The organism is Chitinophagaceae bacterium, from assembly GCA_007695095.1.
GTDB lineage: Bacteria > Bacteroidota > Bacteroidia > Chitinophagales > REEL01 > REEL01.
Window position 1 is genome coordinate 1 of record REEL01000088.1, and the last position, 26,152, is coordinate 26,152.

At 36.6% G+C, this 26,152-nt stretch carries 21 protein-coding genes; 11 read left to right on the forward strand and 10 right to left on the reverse strand.

The window, feature by feature from the left end:
- The 5 genes from EA412_04745 to EA412_04765 form a co-directional block, all read right to left on the reverse strand.
- A partial coding sequence (locus tag EA412_04745; GenBank protein ID TVR80224.1) for a hypothetical protein occupies window positions 1–1,591 on the reverse strand: 1,591 nt, incomplete at its 3' end.
- Between the two features lie 537 nt (window positions 1,592–2,128).
- Entirely contained in the window at window positions 2,129–3,841 is a 1,713-nt protein-coding gene (locus EA412_04750; protein TVR80225.1) for a sodium:solute symporter, read from the reverse strand.
- A 132-nt stretch (window positions 3,842–3,973) separates the two neighbouring features.
- Complete coding sequence (locus EA412_04755; protein TVR80226.1) at window positions 3,974–6,463, reverse strand: PIG-L family deacetylase; 2,490 nt, start codon at window positions 6,461–6,463, stop codon at window positions 3,974–3,976.
- 301 nt (window positions 6,464–6,764) lie between these two features.
- On the reverse strand, window positions 6,765–7,157 hold the full coding sequence (locus EA412_04760; protein TVR80227.1) for a YraN family protein: 393 nt from the start codon (window positions 7,155–7,157) through the stop codon (window positions 6,765–6,767).
- On the reverse strand, window positions 7,158–7,616 hold the full coding sequence (locus EA412_04765) for a hypothetical protein (GenBank protein TVR80228.1): 459 nt from the start codon (window positions 7,614–7,616) through the stop codon (window positions 7,158–7,160).
- Window positions 7,617–7,953: 337 nt separating this feature from the next.
- Here EA412_04765 and EA412_04770 point away from each other — a divergent pair, with 337 nt between their 5' ends.
- Window positions 7,954–8,922 (forward strand): sodium:calcium antiporter, encoded by a 969-nt coding sequence (locus EA412_04770; GenBank protein TVR80229.1) that lies wholly within the window; start codon window positions 7,954–7,956, stop codon window positions 8,920–8,922.
- An 8-nt stretch (window positions 8,923–8,930) separates the two neighbouring features.
- Here the strand turns inward: EA412_04770 and EA412_04775 are convergent, their stop codons facing one another.
- From EA412_04775 to EA412_04785, 3 genes are read right to left on the reverse strand one after another with little or no spacing between them, the layout of a single operon-like run.
- A complete protein-coding gene (locus EA412_04775; GenBank protein ID TVR80230.1) occupies window positions 8,931–9,998 on the reverse strand; it encodes a ferrochelatase in 1,068 nt (355 codons plus the stop codon).
- 2 nt (window positions 9,999–10,000) lie between these two features.
- Window positions 10,001–10,705, reverse strand: coding sequence for a DNA-binding response regulator (locus EA412_04780; GenBank protein TVR80231.1), 705 nt, complete (start codon window positions 10,703–10,705; stop codon window positions 10,001–10,003).
- Window positions 10,674–11,750: a GHKL domain-containing protein gene (locus tag EA412_04785; protein ID TVR80232.1), complete on the reverse strand. Its 1,077-nt coding sequence runs from the start codon at window positions 11,748–11,750 to the stop codon at window positions 10,674–10,676. Before EA412_04785 ends, EA412_04780 begins: the two co-directional genes overlap by 32 nt.
- Window positions 11,751–12,031: 281 nt before the next feature.
- Here EA412_04785 and sufB point away from each other — a divergent pair, with 281 nt between their 5' ends.
- From sufB to EA412_04825, 8 genes are all read left to right on the forward strand, one after another.
- Window positions 12,032–13,483: a Fe-S cluster assembly protein SufB gene (gene sufB / locus EA412_04790; GenBank protein ID TVR80233.1), complete on the forward strand. Its 1,452-nt coding sequence runs from the start codon at window positions 12,032–12,034 to the stop codon at window positions 13,481–13,483.
- Window positions 13,484–13,511: 28 nt separating this feature from the next.
- Complete coding sequence (sufC, locus tag EA412_04795) at window positions 13,512–14,270, forward strand: Fe-S cluster assembly ATPase SufC (protein ID TVR80234.1); 759 nt, start codon at window positions 13,512–13,514, stop codon at window positions 14,268–14,270.
- 10 nt (window positions 14,271–14,280) lie between these two features.
- Window positions 14,281–15,585, forward strand: a complete 1,305-nt coding sequence (gene sufD, locus EA412_04800) for a Fe-S cluster assembly protein SufD (protein ID TVR80235.1) — start codon at window positions 14,281–14,283, stop codon at window positions 15,583–15,585.
- Window positions 15,586–15,637: 52 nt separating this feature from the next.
- Window positions 15,638–16,867, forward strand: coding sequence for a cysteine desulfurase (locus EA412_04805; GenBank protein ID TVR80315.1), 1,230 nt, complete (start codon window positions 15,638–15,640; stop codon window positions 16,865–16,867).
- Between the two features lie 14 nt (window positions 16,868–16,881).
- A complete protein-coding gene (locus tag EA412_04810; protein ID TVR80316.1) occupies window positions 16,882–17,301 on the forward strand; it encodes a SufE family protein in 420 nt (139 codons plus the stop codon).
- 20 nt (window positions 17,302–17,321) lie between these two features.
- Entirely contained in the window at window positions 17,322–17,642 is a 321-nt protein-coding gene (locus tag EA412_04815; GenBank protein ID TVR80317.1) for an SUF system Fe-S cluster assembly protein, read from the forward strand.
- Window positions 17,643–17,681: 39 nt separating this feature from the next.
- Complete coding sequence (locus EA412_04820) at window positions 17,682–18,095, forward strand: BrxA/BrxB family bacilliredoxin (protein TVR80236.1); 414 nt, start codon at window positions 17,682–17,684, stop codon at window positions 18,093–18,095.
- Between the two features lie 250 nt (window positions 18,096–18,345).
- Window positions 18,346–20,115: a T9SS C-terminal target domain-containing protein gene (locus tag EA412_04825; protein TVR80237.1), complete on the forward strand. Its 1,770-nt coding sequence runs from the start codon at window positions 18,346–18,348 to the stop codon at window positions 20,113–20,115.
- Between the two features lie 20 nt (window positions 20,116–20,135).
- Here EA412_04825 and EA412_04830 read toward each other — a convergent pair whose 3' ends face one another.
- Together EA412_04830 and EA412_04835 are read right to left on the reverse strand one after the other, a co-directional pair.
- The gene (locus EA412_04830) at window positions 20,136–21,089 is read right to left on the reverse strand and encodes an MCE family protein (protein ID TVR80238.1); all 954 of its coding nucleotides are present in this window, start codon (window positions 21,087–21,089) and stop codon (window positions 20,136–20,138) included.
- Window positions 21,090–21,156: 67 nt separating this feature from the next.
- Complete coding sequence (locus tag EA412_04835) at window positions 21,157–22,341, reverse strand: N-acetylmuramoyl-L-alanine amidase (protein TVR80239.1); 1,185 nt, start codon at window positions 22,339–22,341, stop codon at window positions 21,157–21,159.
- A 125-nt stretch (window positions 22,342–22,466) separates the two neighbouring features.
- Here EA412_04835 and EA412_04840 point away from each other — a divergent pair, with 125 nt between their 5' ends.
- Together EA412_04840 and EA412_04845 are read left to right on the forward strand one after the other, a co-directional pair.
- Window positions 22,467–25,079, forward strand: a complete 2,613-nt coding sequence (locus tag EA412_04840; protein TVR80240.1) for an LPS-assembly protein LptD — start codon at window positions 22,467–22,469, stop codon at window positions 25,077–25,079.
- A 26-nt stretch (window positions 25,080–25,105) separates the two neighbouring features.
- Window positions 25,106–26,032, forward strand: a complete 927-nt coding sequence (locus EA412_04845; GenBank protein TVR80241.1) for a hypothetical protein — start codon at window positions 25,106–25,108, stop codon at window positions 26,030–26,032.
- Window positions 26,033–26,152: the final 120 nt, after the last annotated feature.

A 26,152-nucleotide genomic window follows, 5' to 3' on the forward strand; every position in this document is an offset into this window, starting at 1 on the left:
AGGCAGTAGAATACTCTGAGTCAGCTGTAACAGTATTTAACTTACCCCAAACGGTACCTCCTTCAGCTAAGCTTATATTATTCTCTCCCCAACCTGTACTATTTGTCCCATCTATTTCATTGCCTAATCCCCAAACAGTACCGTTTGAACCCCATGCTTCATTAAATAACCCCCATACTGTTGATAATCCACCATATGCGACATTTTCATAACCCCACACGCTTGATATAGTCCCATATGCAAAATTATTTAATCCCCAGGAGGTTGATTGAGTTCCTATTGCAAAAGTATTTTTTCCAAATGCAGTACTATTACTATCAGATGCTAATGTATTGTCTCCCCATGTCGTCGCATTGATACCGGATGCCTCAGTCTGATACCCCCATGCTGTTCCTCTTTCTCCAGACACTTCATTTACATTGCCCCAAGCAGTACCATATATTCCTTCAATCGTATTATTCTTACCCCAAACAGTTGCATATTCTTCTTCTGCTTTATTTTCTGTTCCCCAAGCAGTAGCATGATTCATTTCTGCAAGATTATTCGTACCCCATGCCGTTGAATAGTCCCCTACAGCAAATGCACCTTCTCCACCCCAGGAGGTAGCATATTCTCCAAAAGCAGATGAGTTTCCCCAGGAAGTAGAAAATAGTCCTGTTGCTGCTGATTCCCCCCAGGCTGTCGAAAAAAGTCCATTTGCTGTAGACTGCCCCCAGGCTGTTGCTCCACCACCATCTACGGAACTACCTAAACCCCAGGCAGTTCCGTGATCGCCAACTACTGAATTATCACTACCCCAGGCAGTTGAATAAATCCCCGTAACAATATTATCTTCACCCCATACTGTACTTGCAAGACCACTATTCAAATTCCCAATACCCCAGCTTGTAGCAAATTCTGCAAATTCATCCGAAACATTATTCTTTCCCCAAACTGTTGAACCTTCTCCTTTTGCTTCATTATTCTGACCCCAACCGGTACTATTCATTCCGTCAATTTCATTGCCTAATCCCCAGGCTGTACTATGTAAACCATATGCCTGATTACCTATACCAAAGACTGTTGAAAGTCCACCAAAGGCTACATTATCATGACCCCATGCCGTTGAAATACCACCAGATGCTATATTCTCCAAACCAAAAGCTGTTGTCATAATATCTGCCGCAATGTTGTCTAACCCCCATGCAAAACTATGATCTCCGATAAAACCGCCATCCCATTGATTACCACTAACTTGACCGACTCTGAAAGCAGCTTTCCCCGGAACCCACATTAACCTTGTTCCGGCTCCATCAACAGGAATATTTCCCATCCCCGTGAAAACCCCCGAAAATAAAACACTACTATCAGCAACATGCAAACGGGCTAATGGAAAGGGAAGCCCAACTCCAAGATTACCTTGTATAATTGCACCATTTACGGGAGATGCATATGTGTCAGCATAGGAGGCTCCTATTGAAAGCCCCCCCTCTACAGATAACTTAGATGCAGGAGTTGAGGTTCCGACACCCACATTTTGAGCCTGTATGCCATCAAAAAAACTGAAAATAAGGAATAAACCAGCTGTTAAAAAAAAGTAGATTTTTTTCATAATTTGATAATTTAGTTTGATCTCAAAAATAAATAATTTTAATCAAATAACTTAAATGTAATATAAACAAACATTAACATCATAATAAATTACTATATCTTATATGCTTTATATCAATTTTTTATATTCTTTTATTACTAACAAAAGATATCTAAATTTACACTTATAGAACATTAATCAATTCATAATTTTAATGATTATAATTCTTTAGCTAACTTTCAATTACAAATTAATAACTATACATGGTTATAATTTATACTTAAAAAATAAAATATGTAGGCAATGTAAGCAAAGTCCTCTAAAAAAGTATTAACTGATGATGTAAAATTTGCTTTGAACCGGAAGTAGTAAAGTGGAATAATAATTAAATGTTAATCATTATTTTCAAATTTTTCAATAAAAAACTAATTGAATTAAATAAACAGAAACTAATTAACCTTGTAATGAATCTCTATAATCAAGAACACTGCTGATAAAAAAAGCATTAATATGACTCTCCCCTTATAGATTTAATGGATTAAAACTATAATCTTGGACTTACTGTTGCAACTGTTTTTTCGGTAATACCGCTTGCAGCATAAAAGAAAAAATCATCACCAATCCACAACCAATCAGGTTGAGCCAGAGATATTCAATATGTAAGATTTCTGCTCTTTGCAGCAGGTAGATGGTTATAACGGCAATTTCAGCAAATATGGCTGCAATAAACACAGCGTGTCCGCGAATTTTTCTCATGAAAAAAGCCACGATAAAAATACCGAGTATTGTTCCATAAAAAAGTGAACCGAGAATATTAACCGCTTGTATCAAGTTTTCAAAAAGGGAGGCCGTCAGGGCAAAACCAATGGCAAGCAAACCAAAAATCAGTGTGAAAATTTTAGAGGCATTCAAAAAATGCTTTTCACTACCTTCCTGTTTGAAATTCCGTTTGTACATATCCACCGTTGTAGTTGATGCCAAAGCATTCAATTCAGCAGATGTCGAGGACATGGCAGCCGAAAAAATTACTGCCAGTAACAAGCCCACAAGACCAATTGGCAAATAATTCATGATGTAAGTGATGAAAATATAATCATGATCTCGTGTTTCCAAACTCGGGTTTGTTTCAGCAATAACTTCCGTTGCACGGTTTTTTAATTCACTTCTTTTTTCAAGACTTTGCAAAAGTAATTCCTGTTGTTGGTTAATTGCTGCTTCATCACCTGAAGAAAGTAATTGTAACATAGTCTGTGATTGGGATTTCTTTTCTTCCCACATCATTTGATATTCACCCTGCAAAGCCTGCCACTCCTCTTTAGAAGCAGATTGCTCCATATAAGTAGATGCGACATTATTGAAATGCAAAGGTTCTTTTTCAAATTGAAACAAAACAAAAACCAACACGCCGGTAATCAATATAAAAAACTGCATGGGAATTTTCATCAATCCGTTAAACATCAAACCCATGCGGCTTTGCTTTACAGAACTTCCCGACAAATACCGTTGCACTTGAGATTGATCTGTTCCAAAGTAAGCAAGCTGTAAAAAAAGGCCTCCAATTAAGCCGGACCAAATGTTGTAACGATTGCTCAAATCAAATTCCAGGTCAATGATGTTCATGCGGCCCATTTTACCGGCAAGTTGCAGAGATTCTCCAAATGAGGCATACTCAGACAAATGCCAGATTAAAACGCCAAAAGCGATAAACATGCCAGTAAAAATCACAGCCATTTGCTGTTTATGGGTTTGAGTAACCGCCTTAGTTCCTCCTGTAACAGTATATAAAATCACTAAAACACCTATAAAAATAACAGTAAAAGAAAGACTCCAGCCTATAATTTGCGAAAGTATAATGGCAGGTGCGTAAATGGTGATCCCTGCTGCCAGTCCGCGTTGCAAAAGAAAAAGCATGGCAGTAAACACCCGTGTTTTCCGGTCAAAACGCCTTTCCAAAAACTCATAAGCCGTATATACTTTGAGGCGGTAATATAGTGGGATAAAAACCACTGCAATAATGATCATCGCTAAAGGCAAGCCAAAATAAAACTGCAAAAAGCGCATTCCGTCTTCATAGCCTTGCCCGGGAGTTGAAAGAAAAGTAATCGCACTCGCCTGTGTAGCCATCACCGAAAGGCCGATTACCCACCATCTGTCCTGATTATCCCCTTTTAAAAAACCACCTATATTTTTTTGACCACGGGTTTTCCAAATGCCGTATCCGACAATGAAAAAGAGCGTCCCCAACATGATGATCCAGTCAACCTGCGTCATGAGAGCATTCTTGTGATGATATAATACAATACAATCTGAAATACCAAAAAGCCAATCAGTACGTAATACCAGCCTTTCCAGCGTCCGAATAGCGGAGCATCATTTTCCGGCGGAGTTTTGTCATCCATGAAATCATCTTCCATAATCTATCATATTACTGAGTAAACGAAAAATTCCCGGCACTCCGGCCGGCATTACCCTGAAAAAAGAAATGCCGGTGTACATAAAATGACCTTCGCCGTAAGGAGCGATAATGAGACTGCCCTGATGCGGTTCTTCACCGGGGTCGTTCATTTCAAAAACAGTGTAGTAACGATCATCCCAGTTTTCAGCAAAATACAAACCCCGCTCCTGCACCCAGCCTTCAAAATCAGCTTCTGTGAGATTGTTAGGTTTAGAAGTAAGGTTTTTCCCGGTTTCCAAAATGTTCATTTTTGCCTGATGGTCTGTCACCCGTCCATGGTCTATTTCAAAAGGATAAGGACCGATTTTATCCGTCAGCAATCCTCTGGTTGTCTGATATTGCACAATCAGGTTGCCTCCTTTTCTGATGTAATCCATCAGTTCCTCATATTTCTGTACAAGCCACTCCTCGGTATTGTAAGCCCGGATACCAACCAAAATAGCAGGAAACTGAGACAAATCAGTAGCATCAAAATTATTTTCATCCAGCATTACAACTTCATATCCGGCCTCTTCCAGATTTCTGTTTACCAAGTCCCCTGCTCCCATGATATAGCCGACTCTTTTTGTCTGATGGGCACTTTCAAGCCGGAGCAATCTGCCCTCCGCTTCAGCAAACATGCTTTGATAAGGAATATGGTCGTAACGGATATCCTCAAAACTCATACTCCATTGAGTTCCTCCGGAAACAAACAAAGGCCTCAATTTTCCGATTTCTCCTTCTGACGGAGGCCTGACATTGAAATTAAAATTTCGCTCTCTGCCGGCTTCTTGTATATCCACTTGAATAGATTCCGGCTCTGAAGTCCAGCCTTGAGGTAAATCTAATTTGAGTGTGCCTTTCAGATTTTCTTTCCAGGTTCTGAGCTGAATATTTACTCTTCTTGCATCTATAGTTGGGAAAATATAAACATCATTAGCCAGATTCATGCTGACATCGGGTGCTATGAAAAACGGACGATACAACTCCCCTTTCACACGATCAGTCCATTTGTATTCCAAAGGAATTGTATAATTAATTAAAGCTCCTTCTATATTTAGCGTAACGGTAGCTGTAACAGCCGGGTCATTTTCTGCTTTAGCTGTGTACTCCATGTCAGGATGTTTAAACATCCCAATATCATCCTGCTGCTCGCGTAACCAATATGCTTGATTCACAAGTGCATCAGATGCTATTTCCAGCTCTGTTTTGACGGTTTCGAGTTGATTATTTTTGAGTAAATCCGGTTTTTCAAACGAACTGTTTTTGGCACTAAATTGAATTTCTGCTACCCGTACATCGGCATCGCTTCGATTCAACAGATGCAGATCAACATTGATTTTTCCTCCGCGAACACTATAGAAATTTTCGGCCACAACTTCCAGATGTAAACCCGCAACTGCATATATGACTTCCTCTAATTCCGTTAATTTAATATCCGCATAAAAATTTCCCTTGTGCTTTTGTAATTCTTTATGAGCGTTAACTAATAATGGTAAAATCGCCTCCGGATTTTGCGGGTCAAAACTGTTACTTGCTTCATGCAAAAGTTCACCAACTCTTTCTGCACCGGGCACTCTTCCCCAGGTCAAATCTATGCCTTCAAACAATTCATTATACGCAGAGTCACCCATGACAAACTCTAAATATTCAGGTTGCATGCCCCTGCTTTGGGCTGTACCAAAACCCTGACTTCTATGCTGACTTCTGCTTACTGCTGCTATTTCCGAACAGGAATACCCCAGTTCCGGCAGGTAAGCCCCAAAATCAACAATCAGCTTTCCGGTAGTGTCGAGCCGCTGTCCTGTCCTGCGATAAAACCAGTGTGATGTGTTCCAGTACAATCTCTTGGGCGACCATAGTTCCAGTGATTCCAGTTGTTCCGGAAAGGCTTCGGAGTCTCCTGCCATTTCAAAAGCTTGTTCGGCAAGAACAGATGAAGCAGTGTGGTGGCCGTGAGTAGGGAATTCATATTTTTTTGGAGGAAAGCGTGTTATCAATACATCCGGTCGAAATTTTCGGATGATATAAACCATGTCTTCCAGCACTTTATCTTCGTCCCAAAATTGCATAGTTTCTTCATGTGTTTTGGAATATCCGAAATCTACAGCACGGGTAAAAAACTGATGTCCACCGTCAATTTCTCTGGCAACAATCAACTCCTGTGTGCGGATAATGCCGAGGTTGGTGCCAATTTCCGTGCCTATCATATTTTGCCCGCCATCACCGCGTGTAATGGAAAGATAGCCGGTGCGGATATTGCGTTTTTTAGATAGCCATGTAATCAGGCGGGTGTTTTCATCATCGGGATGAGCAGCGATATGGAGTGCACTGCCAAGGTTGTTAAGGTTTTTCAACATAAGTTGAATTTCCCCTGCATTTTTGTTTTGAGGCTGTTGAGCAGCCATATTATATCCGTAAACTACCAAAAACAAAACAAAGCAAACAATTCTCAGCATAAATCAGTTATTTAAGTTTGCTAAGATAAAAAAAATCAGACAGTAGAGCGTTTCATGGATATGCAGTAAAGTTGATTCAAAATAACTGCAATTGAACAAGAATGAGGAGGGAAGGTTGGGAGGGATAAGTTTTTTAGCTCTTTGAGATTTTTGATTTGTTTATTCCTAAACCCATCTGATGAAGGTTGAGAACCGTTCCGACGAGAGGTTTACCGGCATAAACCCGAAGGGCTAACATGACTATAGCAATAAATCTAATTTTTAACAAGACCCGGAAAGGGTGAAATTAAATTCCTTTTCCTTAATCTACACTGCGAAATCCTTCATCATCCTCTATCATAAAAAAAGCATCTTCTATATGATAAATTTTTCGTTGGGTATTTGTGATTATTATGGATATTACATCAAAACGCACCTCAACTTCAAATGCATAATCCTCCAAAAAATTATTAGCCCCCCTTTGCAACATCTTCTTTTTTTGCTTTCCAATACTTTCCTCCGGATGTCCAAAATAATCCGTTGACCTTGTTTTTACTTCAGCAAAAACTAATGTATTTTCAATTTTAGCTATAATATCAATTTCCGACCTTCCACTCCGCCAGTTTTCAGCTATAATTGAATAGCCCTTGTTTAAAAGATATTCTTTGGCCAATTTTTCGCCTTTTTTTCCTTTTTCTAAATTCTCCATACTCATTTATTTGCAATGCCGGTTAGCTCCTGAAGTGGCTGCCCAGGAGTAAGGTTTACCGGCAGCTATAAAGCCCAGAGAATTTATCAATCCAATACTGGCATCATACAGCCTGTTTGAATTATATCTCGGGTCTGCATTAATATCTATGTGTACATTTATGGGTTTAATCTCCCTTAGGATTTCAGCTACTTCAATAGCTTTTGAAACTTCTGTCCACAATCGGGTATACAAGTCAGGCGGTCGCTTCATAATTTCTGTTTTGAAAATTTCATGCACTCCCCGTCCAACATCCCATAGACATATTACCGTAGCATACACAACTATGTCACCGCGCACTTTAGAATCAGTACCCACATAAATCTGCCCTTCCGGATGAATAGATATCCAGGAAACTACAAATTCCTGAACATTTATAATTCGTTCTCCGTAGTGATTCTTAAAAAAATGATGCGGCTTATTCATTTCTAACTTTTCATTAATAATTAATGGTTTAATTAAAATTTTGTTTGAAATAACCTTTAAAACTAAAGCTCGTTAAATGTAATTGACATGTGAAGTTAATAAAATTTAAAATCTTAGGCATTTTGCTTAATATTGCATTTGATATAAATACCACAATGAATTTCAATAAGATAATTTAGAAAAGTATAAAAAGGCTTTTATCTGTATAAAAAAATCGATGTTCACACTTATTCGTTAAATGAAAAAAATATTGTAAACTGAGATGTTTAATTTACCGGACATGCTAAAGAAATTTTAGATTTAAAATTCGCAAAAACAAATCAGAAAATAAACCCTTATGGAAAATGCAGGCTTTTGGATAATTGTTTTTGTCGTCAGCTTGGCTGCATTGCTAAAATCCTCAGATTTATTTGTAAAAGCTTCTGAAAAAATAGGCGTATCTTTTGGTCTGTCACCTTTTGTAGTAGGGGCATTGATTTTAGCTTTGGGAACATCCTTGCCGGAATTAGTCAGCGGTGTTATTGCTGTGTTCAATGACGTTCCGGAAGTTTTAATCGGTAATGTTATCGGCTCAAATATCACAAATATTTTTTTCGTCCTGGGCTTTGTAGCGCTGGTTTCTAAAAAAATTCAACTGAATTACGATATCATTAAAATAGATTTACCATTAATGGTTGGGTCTGCTGTTTTATTGGCCTTTGCTTTTCACGATGGAGTTTTTCAATTATATGAGTCTATATTTTTTATCATTGCCTTGGGAGTTTACCTGCATTATGTGATTACGCAAAGAAATGTGGCAGAAGTACTTGAGTTAAGTGCTGAGGAAAGAAAAAAAATTGCCAGCAGAAAATCCTTTTCCAACAACTGGAAACAATATGCACTCCTAATAATAAGCGGAGTTGGTATCTATTTTAGTGCCGATTTCAATATCCAATCAATTATAAAGCTCTCTGAAATTTATAATATTGGTGGTGAGTTTATTGCACTTACTTTTGTAGCTTTAGGAACTTCGCTACCCGAGTTAATCGTATGCATGGTGGCAATTTTTAGAGGAAATCCTGAAATGGCCATTGGGAATATTGTAGGCTCAAACATTTTCAATACCTTCGCTGTAATGGGTATTCCGGGATTGTTTGGAGCCATTATTATCCCTGAGACTATTTTGACTTTCAGTTTACCGCTTATGATAGCGGCAACCCTTCTTTTCTTTTTTATGATACAGGATAAACTGATAAGTCGCTGGGAAGGTGCTCTGCTGTTAATTCTATATATTTTCTATATTGTTCAACTATTTTTAATGTTATAATCTCAGAATTATACTGAAGGGCTTCCGGTTATTTTACTTATCGGGTTTCCTGCATTCAGATAGCTCTGCAAATATTTTGCAAATCCTTCCACCCAAAAATCTTCATCATTTAAACTATGAACCAGTTCAAGTTTTTCACCACCTTTTTCGACAAACTCTTCATTATATTCCTCGCCGATTTCAATAGTTGTTTCTAAGCAATCTGTAACAAATGCCGGACAAAAGACCAAAACTCTTTTCACTCCCTTTTCAGCTAATTCCTCTATCACATCTGAAGTGTAAGGCTGTGTCCAGGGGTCTTTTCCCAATCGAGACTGAAAACAAATAGAATATTTTTCCTTTGGAATGCTCAATTCTTCGGTTAACAATCGGGTCGTTTCATAACATTGTGCACTATAACAAAAGTGATTATCATCACAGATGCTCCCACAGCAGTTTTCCTTTTTCAGGCAATGATTTCCCGGATCGGATTTTACCAAATGCCTTTGAGGCAGACCGTGATAACTAAATAAAATATGTTCGTAATTTTCCGGATTATACTTTCGGCCAATATTCACAAAACTGTTTATAAAAGAAGGCTCACTGTAAAAATTATTTATAAAATTAACTTCCGGAATAGTCTCCCAGGTACTCACTACTTCCATGACTTTATCGTGTATAGATCCGGTTGTTGCGGAGGCATATTGCGGAAACATAGGCACTACAAGTATTCTGTCAGCTTTCATTTCCCTTATTTTCAATAGTTTCTTTGTTAGTGAAGGGTTCTTATAACGCATAGCTAACTCAACATGGATTTCTTCACCTAATTCCTTTTTCAATTTAGATGTAAAGCTTTCACTATACAATAATAAAGGGGAACCCTCATCTGTCCATACCTCCTTATATACTTTGGAAGACTCCTTGGAACGAAAGGGAGCGATAACACCATTTACCAGTAAAAACCTCAATATCGGATTAACATCTATAACCCTGGGGTCAGATAAAAATTCTCTAAGGTAAGTATAAACATCCCAACGAGAAGGGGAATCCGGTGTACCAAGATTTACTATTAAAACGACTGTTTTTTCTTTTCTCATTTTTACTTTTTATGAGGATTTTCAAATTTGTACCCTATTCCTCTTATTGAATGGAAGTAACGTGGATTTTTAGGGTCTTGTTCAAAATATTTTCGAAAAGCCAAGACAAAATTATCTATAGTGCGGGTTGAAGGGTAGATGTCATATCCCCAAACACTTTGCAGAATCTGCTGTCTGGATACCACAGATCCTTCCTTTTCTATTAATAATTTAAGTAGTTTTGCTTCTTTATTTGTCAGTTGTATTTCACCTTGTCTGCTAGTTGCCAAATAGGTTTGAAAATCTATTTTATTAGAACCAAAAGTGTAAACATTAAGCACTTTTTCTTCTTCCGTCCCTTTCAGGCTGTGTTTTACCAATACTTTTACCCGAAGTAAAAACTCTTCTAAATTAAAGGGCTTAGTGAGATAATCATCGGCTCCGGCTTTGAGGCCTTCTATTTTATCCTGCCCGGTATCTTTTGCTGTTAAAAACAAAACCGGTACTTCCGAGCGTTCCAGTCTTATCTGTTCACACAATTGAATACCATCCATATCCGGTAACATTATATCAAGTATTATCAGGTTAAAATGCTGGTTTTTAATTATAGAAAGCCCCTTAGCACCATTAGTTGCCGTAATCACTTCATAACCTTCCATTTCCAGATTTATACGCAGTGCTTCTAAAATACTTTCTTCATCCTCTACTATTAGAATTCTGGGCTTCATAGTCTAACTGTTTATTTTTTAACTCTTCTTTATTAGAATCTGCTATATTAGCAAATTTCCCCGGTATAACCACTTTAAAAGTTGTACCTCCCTCAGAATTATCTTCCACTTTTATTTGTCCGTTTAAAAGTTTCAGCATTTCCTTTACGAGGAATAAGCCTAATCCTGTACCTTTCGCCTTTCGCGTATTTTCATTTCCAACTCTGTAAAACTTTTCGAAAATCTTTTTCTTTTCTACATCAGGAATCCCCTGTCCCCTGTCACTAATTTCAATATGAAGTGCCTCGTTTTTTTGAAAAACTTTTAGCAAAATCTCCGAACCTTTATCTGCATATTTATGGGCATTTTCCAAAATATTCGTTACTACAGATATCAAAATTTGCTTATCTGTATAAAAAACCAAAACGGAATCGGCACTCAGCTCAACATCATGACTGTAACGGTACTGTTCACTTAAATTAGTAACTATCTGCTTAAACAAACTGTTAATTTCCACCTTTTCAATTTCAGGGTTGAAAGCTTTATTATCTAATCTGGCCGTTAATAATATATTGTCTATCAAGGAAGCTAAACGATCCGATTCTTTTAAATTTGATTGGATTAGCTTTTGTTCTTTTTCTTCTCCTTTTATTAGTCTTGAAAGGGTCTCCAAACCTAACTTAATAGAAGCAAGGGGAGACTTTAGCTCATGGGTTACAGACATCAAAAAATTCTTTTGCCTTCGAGCCATCTCTACCTCTCTGAATAAAGTTGTTTTCAATCTCCAAATACCGAGTATAAGTAACACAAACAAAACAATTCCCTCTCCGGCAATCATTAATCGCTGACGTTTATGGCGGGAACTTAACTGACTATATTGCTCACTTTCATAAAAGATGTCTGTATTGGTCTCTCCACTCAATAAATATTCTAATCTCGCATTTTCTACAGCCAGATGGTATGCTTCATCGTTTTTATCCCAGATGAGATATCCCCACCAAACGAATGCAAGTATTGTATATACAACAAGCGTGTAAAACAACCATTTTAAATTCTTTCCCGGCAAAACAAATAGTTTAAATAAAAAATAGGAAACACTCTTTCAACAAAAATACAATCGTAAAGATGACAAAGAGCAATGAAAATAAAAACTTTCTAACAATCAGATTAAAAAGTAAAAATGGGAAATAATAGTTCATTATAATACTTAACTTTGCAATAATTTCAAGAATAAACTTTAATTTTTTTATTTGAAAAGATACTCAAAAAAAAAATGAATTAAGGGAAACTTTTTCTAAAAAATCATGTTTTAAGGTTAACTAATTAGAAACAATCTAAATAAAATTTATGTCAAAAAAAGATCAAGATCAAATAATTGAAGAATTTACGAGTGGTGAATACAAATACGGATTTGTCTCAGATATAGATTCTGACGACGCTCCAATTGGATTAAACGAGGATACTGTTCGTTTAATTTCAATGAAAAAAAACGAACCGGAATGGTTGCTAAACTGGCGTTTGAAAGCCTACAGAAATTGGCAAAAAATGACAGAGCCAAAGTGGCCTAAAGTGAGCTACCCTGACATTGACTTTCAAAATATGATTTATTACTCAGCACCTAAGCCTAAGAAAAAATTGGAAAGCTTAGATGAGGTAGATCCTGAATTACTAAAAACTTTCGAAAAATTAGGGATTAGTCTGCAAGAGCAAAAAAGATTAACAGGTGTAGCTGTTGATGCCGTTGTTGACAGTGTTTCAGTCGCGACTACATTTAAAGATAAATTGGCAGAGCTGGGAATTATCTTCTGTAGCTTCAGCGAAGCTGTTAAAGAGCACCCTGATTTAATTAAAAAATATTTAGGCAGCGTTGTCCCTCCAACAGACAATTTCTATGCAGCTCTAAATTCAGCTGTTTTCAGTGATGGTTCTTTTTGCTATATCCCCAAAGGAGTAAGATGCCCGATGGAACTGTCTACATATTTCAGAATAAACGCCGCTAATACAGGGCAGTTTGAAAGAACGCTGATAGTTGCTGAAGAAGGCAGCTATGTCAGTTATTTGGAAGGTTGTACAGCTCCCATGAGAGATGAAAATCAATTACATGCTGCTGTTGTAGAGATTATTGCTGAAAAAGACGCTGAAGTTAAATATTCAACTGTTCAAAACTGGTATCCCGGTGATAAAAACGGAAAAGGCGGAATTTACAATTTTGTTACTAAAAGAGGTATCTGCAAGGGCGACAATAGTAAAATAAGCTGGACTCAGGTAGAGACCGGGTCTTCCATAACCTGGAAATACCCAAGTGTAATCCTTAAAGGTGATAATTCAATTGGTGAATTTTATTCAGTTGCTGTTACTAATAACTATCAGCAAGCTGATACCGGTACTAAAATGTTACACTTAGGTAAAAACACCAAAAGCCGTATCGTTTCAAAAGGTATATCAGCAGGAAAAAGCAACAATAGTTACAGAGGTTTGGTGCGTTTTTCAAAAAATGCTGCTAAAGCCTATAATTTCTCTCAATGTGATTCACTACTAATAGGTGATAAATGTGGAGCTCATACTTTCCCATACATTGAGTCTTCAAATGCATCTTCATCTGTAGAGCATGAAGCAACTACCTCCAAAATTGGAGAGGACATTCTATTTTATTGCAACCAAAGAGGACTTAGCGAAGAAGATGCTGTGAACTTAATCATAAACGGATACTGTAAGGAAGTATTCAACAAACTACCGATGGAATTTGCCGTTGAGGCACAAAAACTGCTTTCTGTAAGTCTGGAAGGCTCTGTCGGATAATTTTAAACTAAATAAAAACAAATAAAAAATGCTTGAAATAAAAGACCTAAAGGCTTCTATTAATGGAAAAGACATACTAAAAGGCCTTAATTTAAATGTAAAGAAAGGAGAGATTCATGCTATAATGGGTCCTAATGGCTCCGGAAAGAGTACGCTTGCATCTGTATTAGCAGGAAAAGAAGAATTTGAAGTAGAAGGTGGTACCATTCAATTTAATGGTAAAGACTTATTTGAACTGGAACCGGAAGAAAGAGCCAGAGAAGGCGTTTTTCTTGCCTTCCAGTATCCTGTTGAAATACCGGGAGTAAGTATTGCAAACTTTATGAAAGCTTCTGTAAATGAAATAAGAAAGTACAGAGGTCAGGATGAACTGAATGCAATGCAGTTTTTGAAATACATGAAAGAAAAGATGAAGTCTGTTGATTTTGACCAAAAGTTTATGTCAAGGTCATTAAATGAAGGTTTCTCCGGCGGAGAAAAAAAGAAAAATGAAATCTTTCAGATGGCCATGCTTGAACCGACTTTAGCTGTATTAGATGAAACAGACAGCGGTTTAGATATTGATGCTTTAAAAACTGTGGCAAACGGAGTAAATAAACTTCGCACTAAAGACAATGCATTTGTGGTTATTACTCACTACCAAAGACTACTTGACTTTATTGTTCCTGATTTTGTACATGTTCTTTTTGACGGAAGAATTGTTAAAAGTGGAGACAAAAGTCTGGCTTTAGAACTTGAAGAAAAAGGTTATGACTGGATTAAGAAAGAAGTAGTTCCATCTATATAAAAAATAAAATATGAAAAACACAGATAACTTTTTGAAAGAAATAGATTTACATATTTCTCAAACAAAAGATGCGTCTGAAGAAATAGATTCGATTAGAAATAATGGTTTAAATTTATTTAAAGAAAAAGGATTGCCTACTTTAAAAAATGAAGAGTGGAAATATACAGATGTTCGAAAATTTCTGGATCACTCTTTCAAATTTAAAAAAGAAGCTGTCAGTCAGGAGCAATTAAGCGATATAATTCCTGAATACCTAAAGTCTCTTGAGGCTTATTATATCGTACTTGTAAATGGAAAACCTGACTTTGAAATTTCCAATCTTCCGGATGTAAAAGGAATACATATACTTTCATTAAAAAAGGCACTGGCTGATAAAAACCCTGTTTTAAAAGAGAGATTTAATACGCTTAGTGATGAGAAAGAAGAAAGCTTTTCTGCATTAAACAGTGCTTTTCTCGAAGATGGCCTTTTTGTACATATTGAAAAAAATGTAAGACTGGAGAAACCTCTTTTTGTAGTAGAGTACGGAAAAAGCAAAGAATCCAATAGCTTTTTTACTTCCAGAAACTTTATCTATGCCGAGGAAAGCGCAGAAGCATCTCTTATTTGGCTGTATAAAGCTTCTGAGGAAGGTAAAGAAATCTTTTGCAATGAGTTGAATGAAGTCTTTATATCTGATAATGCGGACATAAAAATTGACCGTTTACAAGTGAATCAGGATAAGTTTCGACTGGTAAGTTCCAACTTTTTTGCTTTGGGACGCGACAGCCGTATGCATACTTTCAGTTATAACCTTGGGGGTACATTCAGCAGAAACAACTTTGATGTAAAGCTAAATGGCGAAAACGGATATGCTGCATTGAGTGGTGTTTTTCTAAGTGATAATAACGCTCTGATCGATAATCATATCCTCATTTCACATATGGTTCCAAATTGTATTAGTGACCAATTGTTTAAAGGTATTTTGAAAGATAAAGCGCAGGGTGTTTTCAATGGAAAAATCTATGTTGAAAGAGATGCTCAGAAAACTGCAGCTTATCAAAATAATAAAAATTTACTTTTATCTGAAGGTGCCGGAATTTACACGAAACCTCAGTTAGAAATTTATGCTGATGATGTGAAGTGCAGCCATGGTGCCACAACCGGTCAAATAGATGAAAATGCTTTATTTTACTTGCGTACAAGGGGTATGAATAAAAATGAAGCTCGTACGATACTAACTTTAGCCTTTGCAAAAGAAGCTATTGAAAAGGTAAATAACCAGGCTTTAGTAGAAGTTCTCGGAGAATTAGCAGAGAAAAAACTCAACAATTAAATTTGAGCTTCTCAGCCAATCTAAATGAACCAAAATGAGTAAAATAGAACAAATGACTTCCTTAAATCGCTTGAGTGAAATACGTAAGGACTTTCCTATTTTATCCAGGTTAGTTAACGGATTACCCTTAGTATATCTTGATAATGCTGCGACTTCTCAGAAGCCGATAAAAGTTATAAATGCTTTAAAAACGTATTACTCAGAAACAAATAGTAATATTCACCGGGGAGTACATCATTTAAGTCAGGTTGCTACAAATCAGTATGAAGCGAGCAGGTTAAGTATTCAAAAATTTATCAATGCTGCTGAAAGTGAAGAGATTAATTTCACTAAAGGAACAACTGAAGCTATAAACCTGGTTGCATATTCTTACGGCAGAAAATTTGTAAAGCAAGGTGATGAAATAGTAATAAGTGCTCTTGAGCACCACTCAAATATTGTTCCCTGGCAAATTTTGTGTGAAGAGAAAGGTGCCGTACTCAAAATAATACCGATAGATGATGAAGGGGTTTTAGATTTAAAGGCTGCGGAGTCAATAATCACAGATAAGACGAAAATCATTTCTTTAGTTTATGTTTCCAATGCTTTAGGCTTAAAAAACCCGGTAGAAGAAATTATTTCTTTAGCCAGAAAACAAAAAAATGCAGTTGTATTTTTAGATGCTGCTCAGGCAGTAACTCACTTTCCCGTTGATGTTCAAAAACTGGATTGTGACTTTTTAGCTTTTTCAGGACATAAATTACTGGGACCAACCGGCATAGGTGTGCTATACGGTAAAAGGAAGCATTTAGAAGCCATGTTGCCTTATCAATCCGGTGGAGAAATGATAAAAACCGTAAGTTTTGAAAAAACTACTTATAATGAACTTCCCTTTAAGTTTGAAGCAGGAACCCCAAATATAGCAGGTGGAATTGCCTTTAAAAGTGCCCTGGAGTATATAGAACAGATTGGTTGGGATTTTATCTCTGAGCAGGAGACGAACTTAGTAGAATATGCTGATAATGGGTTAAAGAAAATTGATGGTTTGCATATCTACGGAGGTACCCAAAAAAGATACGGAGTCATAGCCTTTAATGTAAGCGGAATACATCATTATGATATTGGGGTATTGCTCGATAATCTGGGCATTGCTATTCGTACCGGACATCATTGTTGCCAACCATTAATGCAAAGATTTGAAATTGAGGGAACTTGCAGGGCTTCTTTTTCTTTTTATAATTCAGAAGAAGATGCAGATCGTTTTGTAAAAGGTGTTGAAAAAGCCGTTAAAATGTTACGATAATGGAGCAAGAAACTATAGATATAGAAAAAGTACAGGATGAAATCATTGAAGAGTTCTCGATGTTTGATAACCCAATGGACAAATATGAGTATATCATTGATTTAGGTAAAGCCTTACCCCCATTAGATGAACATCTGAAAACGGAAGAAAACATTGTTAAGGGTTGTCAGTCAAAAGTTTGGCTGTGGGCCGGCACTGAAAATAGCACCATACATTATAAAGCTGATAGCGACACGGTTATAACAAAAGGAATAATTGCATTACTAATAAGAGTTCTATCCGGAAGAAAAGCCGATGAAATTCTGAATACCGATTTGCGTTTTATTGATGAAATAGATTTAAGAGCTCACTTGAGTTCTCAGCGCTCAAATGGATTAAATGCAATGATTAAGCAAATAAAATTTTATGCAATAGCACTAAATAACAAAAAATAAAGATCATGGAAAAAGAAAATATGCCCGACAGATCATTTGCAGAAATTAAAAATGATATAATTGAAATTATCAAAACCATCTACGACCCTGAAATACCGGTAAATATATACGACCTGGGTTTGATTTATGAAGTAAATGTAGATCCGGCGAATAATGTTCACCTTGTGATGACATTAACGTCACCTAACTGCCCGGTAGCAGAATCACTGCCACAGGAAGTTAAAGATAAAATTAAAACTGTTCCCGGTGTTAACTCTGTTGATCTTGAATTAACATTTGACCCAACCTGGGATCAGGATATGATGACTGAAGCAGCCAAATTAGAACTTGGCTTTTTATAAATTACACTTTCACAATTTTTAACTTTAAAATAAAATAATATGTACCCGGATTACTTAGTTGCCCCAATGAAAGAAGACCTCACCATAGCAGGTTTTCAAGAGCTCACCAATGCTGAAGAAGTAGAAGCTCTTTTAAATAAAAAAGAAGGAACCGTTTTTGTCGTAGTAAATTCTGTATGTGGTTGCGCTGCAGCTAATGCAAGACCTGCAGCAAAGATTGCTGTAAACAACTCTAAAAAACCTGATAATACAGTCACTGTTTTTGCAGGAGTTGATAAGGAAGCAGTTGCTAAAGTAAGAGAATTTACCGCCCCTTATCCACCTTCTTCGCCTTCTATGGCATTGTTCAAGGACGGAAAACTCGTGCATTTCATTGAAAGATTGCAAATTGAGGGAAAACCGGCTGAAATGATTGCCGAAAATTTAAAAGCAGCTTTCGATACGTATTGCTAAGCTGTAAAGTTTAATTCCCGTTTTAAAAAACAAAAAAAGGCTGTGCTCATTATTGAGTACAGCCTTTTTTTGTAGTAAAAATCAAACCTAATAGCATTCATGTTAAGAATGCCGGCTTCATATTTCCAAAATTTAATCTTTACAGATTTGCTACACTCATCACTAAACAGAAAGAAAGCATACTTTGATTGGCATTTTCGAAGATTTTAGTATATTTACTTTAATCAAAAACACTTAGTTAGCATTATCAATGAGAAAATTCATTCTTTACTGTCTCTTTTTTATGCTTTCCGCTTCTCTGTTTTTACCTGCTAAAGCATGTGAAAGCTATCGCTATATTGAAGAGACTTTTGATAATGTCACAGTTCAGCAAAATGTTGTATACGGACAAGCGGTAAATTACCTTGGAATTAACCAGAACTTAAGAATGGACATTTTTTCTCCGGCAGGAGATACCCTTGCATACAGGCCATTGGTGTTATTCTTCTTTGGAGGAGCATTTGTGATTGGAGATAAAAGCCATGCTGATATGCAAACCTGGTGTGATAGCTTATCACGTCTGGGTTATGTATGCGCTGCTGTAAACTACAGAATAGGTTTAAATGTAAGTAGTGCTACAAGTGCAGAAAGAGCTGTTTACAGAGCAGTACAAGATGCAAGAGCTGCTGTGCGATATTTTAAGGAATACGCTGATATATACAATATCGATACTACACGTATATTTTTAGGCGGTAACTCTGCCGGAGCAATCACATCTTTGCATACTGCTTTTTTAGATAAAGAGTGGAAAAGGCCGCCATCCACTTACGCTAATACATTATTACTGAGGCCTGACCTGGGTTGTCTAGACTGTTCCGGTAATTCCTATCAGCATGATGTCTTTATAAAAGGTGTTATAAATCTTTGGGGGGCCATTGGTGACACCAGCTGGATGGAGTATGGGCAACAAACTGCTTTACTTACAATTCATGGCACTGATGACCCGATTGTGCCTTTTGATCAGGGAGTCCCATTTACCGTTGGGTATAATTTCCCCTATTTATACGGAGCCTTGCCGATAAATGATCGTGCCGATAAAATCAATATTTACCATGAGTTCTATCCTTATGTTGGGGCTGACCATACTTTTTACGGTTTACCGGATGGGATTGTAACATTTCCTAATCAATATTGGGAGCCGGTGTTTAATCAGGGTAAAAACTTTCTATATCAATTACTGAAATTTGAAAGCGGACATATTATCGGAGATACTTTAGTTTGTGAAAGCGATACCGTTACATATATTGTCGCTCAGGGAAATCCTGACTGGAAATATTGCTGGGATATTCAGGGTGGAATCATAACATCAAACCCCGATAGTAATATAGTTAAAGTTTTGTGGACACAGCCAGGAAACGGCTCCTTAAAAGTAAAAGCAAAAAATGAAATAGATGTTACCGGCAATCCTTCACCTGCTTTTGATGTACAAATAAATCCGCTTCCTGTTTCAGGTATTGAAATTATTGAGGAATACGAGATAGTATATGTAATATCACAATCAAACTATACTATACATGAGTATCTGTATTTTGAACATTTAGATACTTTTCTGTACTTTATTAATGACACTGCCAAATTTATACTCAATGAATCCGGACTTTTTTCGATTAAACATTTTACTGAAAATGCTTGCGGCTACGATACCTTAGAAAAGTATTGGGTGAATTTTAATCATCAAATACCGGAAGATACAACAACCGTATCCACCGGTACAGAGTTGCAAACTCTAATATTTCAGGTATATCCAAACCCTTTAAGTCAAAACACTTTTTACTTAGTAAAACCGCAGAAGTTTAAAAATCAAAATCTAATTTTCCGGCTATATTCCACCCGCGGGAGTTTGATTTTTGAAAAATATACCTATCAGCATCAATCAAAGATTGTTTTAGAAAAAATTCCACCTACGGGGATATATGTTTGGGTGATTACATCTACCGAGAATAAGCAAAAAGCTTATGGAAAGTTAAATATAGCTAACTAGAGCTAAGGTTTCATGAGTAACTAAGGCCTGCCAAATATTGAAAAGCGAACATATCGCTGTGGATTATCTTTCAAATCTTTAATCAATAAATCCAGATTTTCGGAAGCGTTATTTAAGTTTTCATAAAGTTCCGGATCATTCAATAACATGGCAATTGAACCATCTCCTTCGTTCATCTTAACAAGTGTTCTGTTTATTTCTTCAAAGGTAGCTTCTGCATTAGCTATCAACTGTTTAAGATTTGAAGTTGAAAGACTGTCACTTATATCAGCCATATTTTGAATGAATCTCGCTAATTCGTGATTTTGCTGCTCAAGGTTTGTACTTATACTTTTGATATTATCTAAGATTATAGCTATATTATTACTTTCATCTTCAACCAAAGTATCAATTCTGCCGGCAGTTTTTGCCAAATTGCCGATAGCATTTTCAAACTGCTGCAAAGCTCCCACTATCTGACCATCGTCTAAGATAGATTTTGCAGTAATAAATAAAGAATCTATAGAACCTAATAATTCCTCAGCCCTGTTTTTTACCGGTAATATTTCTCTTCTAACTTCATCTGCTAAATCACCTTGAATATCAGCAATTAAAGTATCTCCGGGAGTATAGAAATTGGGAGAATCAGAAAATTCAAGTGTAATAGATTTGGTACCCAATAAGTCAGTACTGGTAATTTTTGCAACAGTTCTTCTGGGGATCTGAAGATTTGGTCTGACTAAAAATGAAACTAAAATTCTGGATGATCCGTCACCCATTAAATCAATATTTTCAACACGACCAATTCGGAATCCGTTTAAAACAATAATGTCCGATGTTTTTAAACCATCAATTTTTTCATAAACGGCGAAATATCTATCTTCTTTTACAAACAGATTTTTACCTTTTAAGAAATTGAATCCAATTATTAGGACTACTAAGCTGAATATGAGTAAAAGACCGACTTTTATTTCTTTAGAAAACTTCAATGTTATATTTTTTTACAAAGATAAAAAATAATGGTGTTATGATTCTAAAACTTTTTTAAAATGCTTAACTTGCTTATTCGTATTTTGCTGCTTCCTGCCAGCTAATACGTTCTCCATTATAATACGGGACTAGAAAGGCGTCTCCGAACCCATTATTTATCAGCTCCTTATGATGAGTAGAAGCCTCTTCTCTCTGATTAAAAGGGCCTACGACAAAGCGGTAAAAATCACCGGCTCTTTCAACATGAAATTTTTGAAGATTCTGAAATTTAGCATTATCCTTGTCTGACATGTTTTGAGTAGCATAAATTTGAACCTTAAAAGCTAATGCTGAACTTGGATTATCTTCCTGAGTAACTTCATTTTGAATAATATCTTCCGGAATCGGTACAGAACGATCTGCCAAATAACGATGACTTCCTCTGGCTTCAATTTCCTCCTTATATTCCCGAAAAGCTCTGAAAAGAGCAGAGGCTAAAAAACTTTGGCCTTCTTCGGAACCTAAATATCTGGCTTCAGCAGGATTTGTTAAAAAACCTAACTCCACCAACACACTAGGCATAGTTGTCTGATAAAGTACTAAAAATCCGGCTTGTTTAACGCCTCTCGACCTTCTGAGTGCTCTGTTTTCAAACTGATCCTCAACTTTGGAAGCAAAATGAATACTTTGCTCTAAATAGGCATCCTGAAATAATGAAAAAATAATATGGCCCTCCGGAGAAGTGGGGTCAAATCCATCGTAACGCTCCACATAATTATCTTCCAATAAAATTACACTGTTCTCTCTTTTGGCAACTTCTAAGTTCTGTGCTGACCTGTGTAAACCCAAAACAAAAGTTTCAGTTCCATTGGCTGACCTGCTGTTCGTAGCATTTGCATGAATGGAAATAAATAAATCAGCATTTGCTTTGTTTGCTATATTCGCCCTTTCGTGTAAAGCAACAAATTTATCAGTTTCCCTGGTATATAAAACTTTTACATCCGGTAAATATTGGTTTATATAACTGCCTAATTTCAAAGCTACAGCCAATGCTACGTCTTTTTCTTTTATGCCGCCAACACCGATTGCACCCGGATCACGACCACCATGACCGGGATCTATCACAACAGTTCTCAGTTTATAGCCGTTTTGATGTTCTGCTTTTGTACTTTTGCTGGGAAAAGACAATAAAATAGCAGAAATAACTATTAAAAAAAATAGCTTTTTCACAATTTTGAGCTTGATAATAAAGTATTTTGAGTCAAAAAAATTACCCATTTTTACATTTCAAAGTTAAAGATTTTATTTCATTTAAATATAGTCTTACCCTTTGCGTGCTACTAATATCATGCCTAAATACTGCTTTTGCACTCGGCAGTGTACAAGATGATATACAGTTTGCTATGCAAACAGGTATTGATACTGTTGATAACCCTAACAACTTAAGGCCGGGAGCTTCTGAAGGATTTATACCGGTTGAAATAATTACAGATAGAAACGATACAATTCCTGAAAATGATACTACAGCTGTAGTTGAGGAACAATCATTTTTACCTCTTTCGCCCGATGCACCTGAGGCTCCCATTATATACTCTGCTGAAGATTCCATCATTTATGATATTCTAAATAATAAAATATACTTATTTGGTAACGCTAAAATGGAGCATAAGAATATAAGTTTGGAAGCTGATTTTATAATTTATGATTGGTCAATCAATGAATTAACAGCAGAAGCTAAAAAAGATAGTCTCGATAACTACATTGATTTTGCTAAATTTTCAGAAGCCGGAAACGAATACCAGGCTCGCAAAATCAGATATAATTTCACTTCTACAAGAGGCAAAGTATACGAAGCCAGAACACAGGAAGGAGAAGGATTTATACATGGCAGAGAGGTTAAAAAAACGACTGAAGATGTATGGTATGGAGCAGATGCCAAATATACGACCTGTAATTTGGATGAACCGCATTTTCACATAGCTGTTAACCGCTACAAACTAATTCCTGAAAAAGTGATGGTTTCCGGGCCGGCAAATCTTGTGATAGCAGATATTCCCACTCCACTTTACATTCCCTTTGGAATTTTTCCGGTGCAGGATGGCAGAACATCGGGAATTATCTTGCCTGAATATGGTGAAACGGCCAGTCAGGGTTTTTTCCTGAGAAACGGAGGCTATTATTTTGCCTTAAGTGATTATTTCGATTTAGCTTTGCGGGGAGATATTTACAGCCGGGGAAGCTGGGGACTGAGAGCCACCAGCAATTATCGTTTACGTTATAAATTCTCGGGTACTTTTAATACTCAGTTTGCACGTACCAGACTTGGAGACCCAATTTTACCGGAATCTCAGGTATTAAATGATTTCAAAGTAAACTGGACACATCAACAAGATCAAAAAGCAAGACCAAACAGCAACTTTTCAGCAAATGTAAATTTTGGTACAGCTACTTATGATCAGAATTATTCTGTGGCTCCGCAACAAGTACTAAACAATTCATTTCAGTCAAATATATCCTTCCGTCAAAGCTTTCCCGGAAGGCCTTTTTCTTTTAATGCAAATATCAGACATGATCAGTCTTTAACGACAAATCGGGTAAACCTTGAGTTGCCTACATTATCTTTTAATGTAAACAGAATAAATCCCTTCCAGCGTGAAGGATCGGGTGCAGACAGAAGCTGGTACGAAAATATTGGATTTAGCGTAAACTCTGATTTTAAAAATGTGATTTCCGGTATTGATTCTACTTTTTTTACCCAGGAAACTTTTGATAATGCTCAGTTTGGAGCTAGATTTGGTGTGCCGATTTCTACTTCTTTTAATCTTTTTAACTATCTGAATATTGAGCCCTCCATTCAATACAATCAAAGAATGTATTTTGAAACAATTGAAAAAACCTGGGATCCTACAATGGTGATTATAGGTGAGGAAGCACCCTTAGACACATTAGACGGACGTGTAATTACAGATACTATTCCGGGTATCAGGGCTCCGGCAGATTTTTCATTCTCCCTCTCTGCAAATACCCGACTTTACGGTATGTTTAATTTTGGAGATGGAAATATCAAAGCTATAAGACATATTTTTAGCCCTACTTTATCATTTGAATACCGGCCGGATTTTGCAGATCCTTTTTGGGGCTATTACAGGGAAGTCCAAAAAAATCAGGAAGGCGATACAGAGCTTTATTCTGTTTTTCAAAGTTCATCCAACCTCTATGGACTACCACAACAAGGTGAAGTAGCCGGACTGAGACTAAATTTGAATAATAATATCGAAATGAAAGTGGCTGCTCCAAGAGATACCACCAGGTCTGACAGAAACATAAAAATTTTAGAACGATTTAATATTTCTACTTTTTACAATTTTGCCCGCGATTCCGTTCACCTCTCCCCCATCAATATGTCTGCTTACACCACCTTATTTGAAAGAATAAACTTAAATGCCTCAGCAAATTTTGACCCCTATATTGCTGATCCTGAAAACATTAATAACCGCTTAGACCGTTTTGAATGGGAAGAAAATAAAAGACTTGCCCGCTTAACCAATGCCAATATTGGTATCAGTTCCAATTTTTCAGCGGATCGTATGGGCTCCCGGCAAACCGATGCCGGTACTGAAGAAGAGCGACAAATGGTTTACCGAAACCCGGAGCTATATGCCGATTATAACATTCCCTGGAGTTTTGGATTTGGCTATAACCTGAATTTGACAAAAGGTACGACTGCCAATCCGGACAGCTTACTGCTTACTCAATCACTTACATTTAATATGGATATTAACGTTACCCCAAACTGGAAACTTATGGTTAATTCCGGTTATGATTTCGTAAACAATGAACTAACTTATACAACGATTAATATTACAAGAGATTTACATTGCTGGGAAATGCGTATTACCTGGGTCCCTTACCCGGCTGAAAGACAACTTTACAGTATTGACATAAATGTAAAATCTGCCGTGTTACAGGATTTGAAATTATCCCGAAGAAGAGATCGTTTTGATGCTGTATTTTAATCTCTAATTCTATAAACTCTAATCCCATGAAGCTCTTTTTATTTCCTTTTTTCTTACTCACGGTTTGCATTTTTACAGACAAATCTTTTGCTGAAAACACTACAAATGCTGTAGCAGATTCAACTGAAGTAAGTGAACCCTACAGGATTTTATCCTGGAATATATACATGCTTCCCAGAGTTTTATTACCGGTAAGAGTTGGCCCCATTCGTAGAGCAAGAGTTATGGCTCAAATTTTAAAAGAAGAAGCCTATGACGTTTTAGTGTTGCAGGAAGCCTTTGACAGAAGAACCCGAAGGATTTTAAGGCGACAACTCAAAGAAATATATCCCTATGAATACGGACCGGCCAATGAACGCAAAATTTCATTCAAAACCAATAGCGGTATTTGGATTTTAAGCCGTTATCCAATGAAACACATTGCTGAAATACAATACGATGAAGCAGTAGGACCGGATGCCTGGGCCAGAAAAGGAGCCCTGATGGTAGAAGTTGATTTTGACGGACAGCCGGTGCATATAATCGGAACCCATTTGCAGGCAGGAGCCGGCAGAAGCGGGGATACTATACGCTTTAACCAAAACAAACAAATCAGAGAAGAACTTTTAGACAAATACAGCAAAGAAAATATTCCCGTATTGCTCTGCGGAGATTTTAATGTCCGTCATAATAATGAAATCTGGTATAACAAAATGCTGGAAGTTTTAGGTGCAGAGGATGGTTCTTTTCTGAGTGACTTTCAATATACCGTTCATGGAGAAAAAAATGACCTCACCGGTGGAGGAGCAAATAATGTAAAAGTTCTCGACTATATTTTTACCATTGACAAAAAAGATAAATTGAAGCGAATTGAACGCTATGTAAAAATTTATCAAAAAAGATGGAGCAAAGATCATAAAGACATATCCGACCATTTTGCAGTAAAAGCCCTGATTTGGTTAAGCAAAAACTGATGAAATAAAAAAAGCTTTTGTATAATAAAAACCAATTATACTTAAACTAAATATATGCATTTTGTTTGGGAAATTGTTACATAAGTTATTATATTTGAGAGAGAAACACAAATATTTATA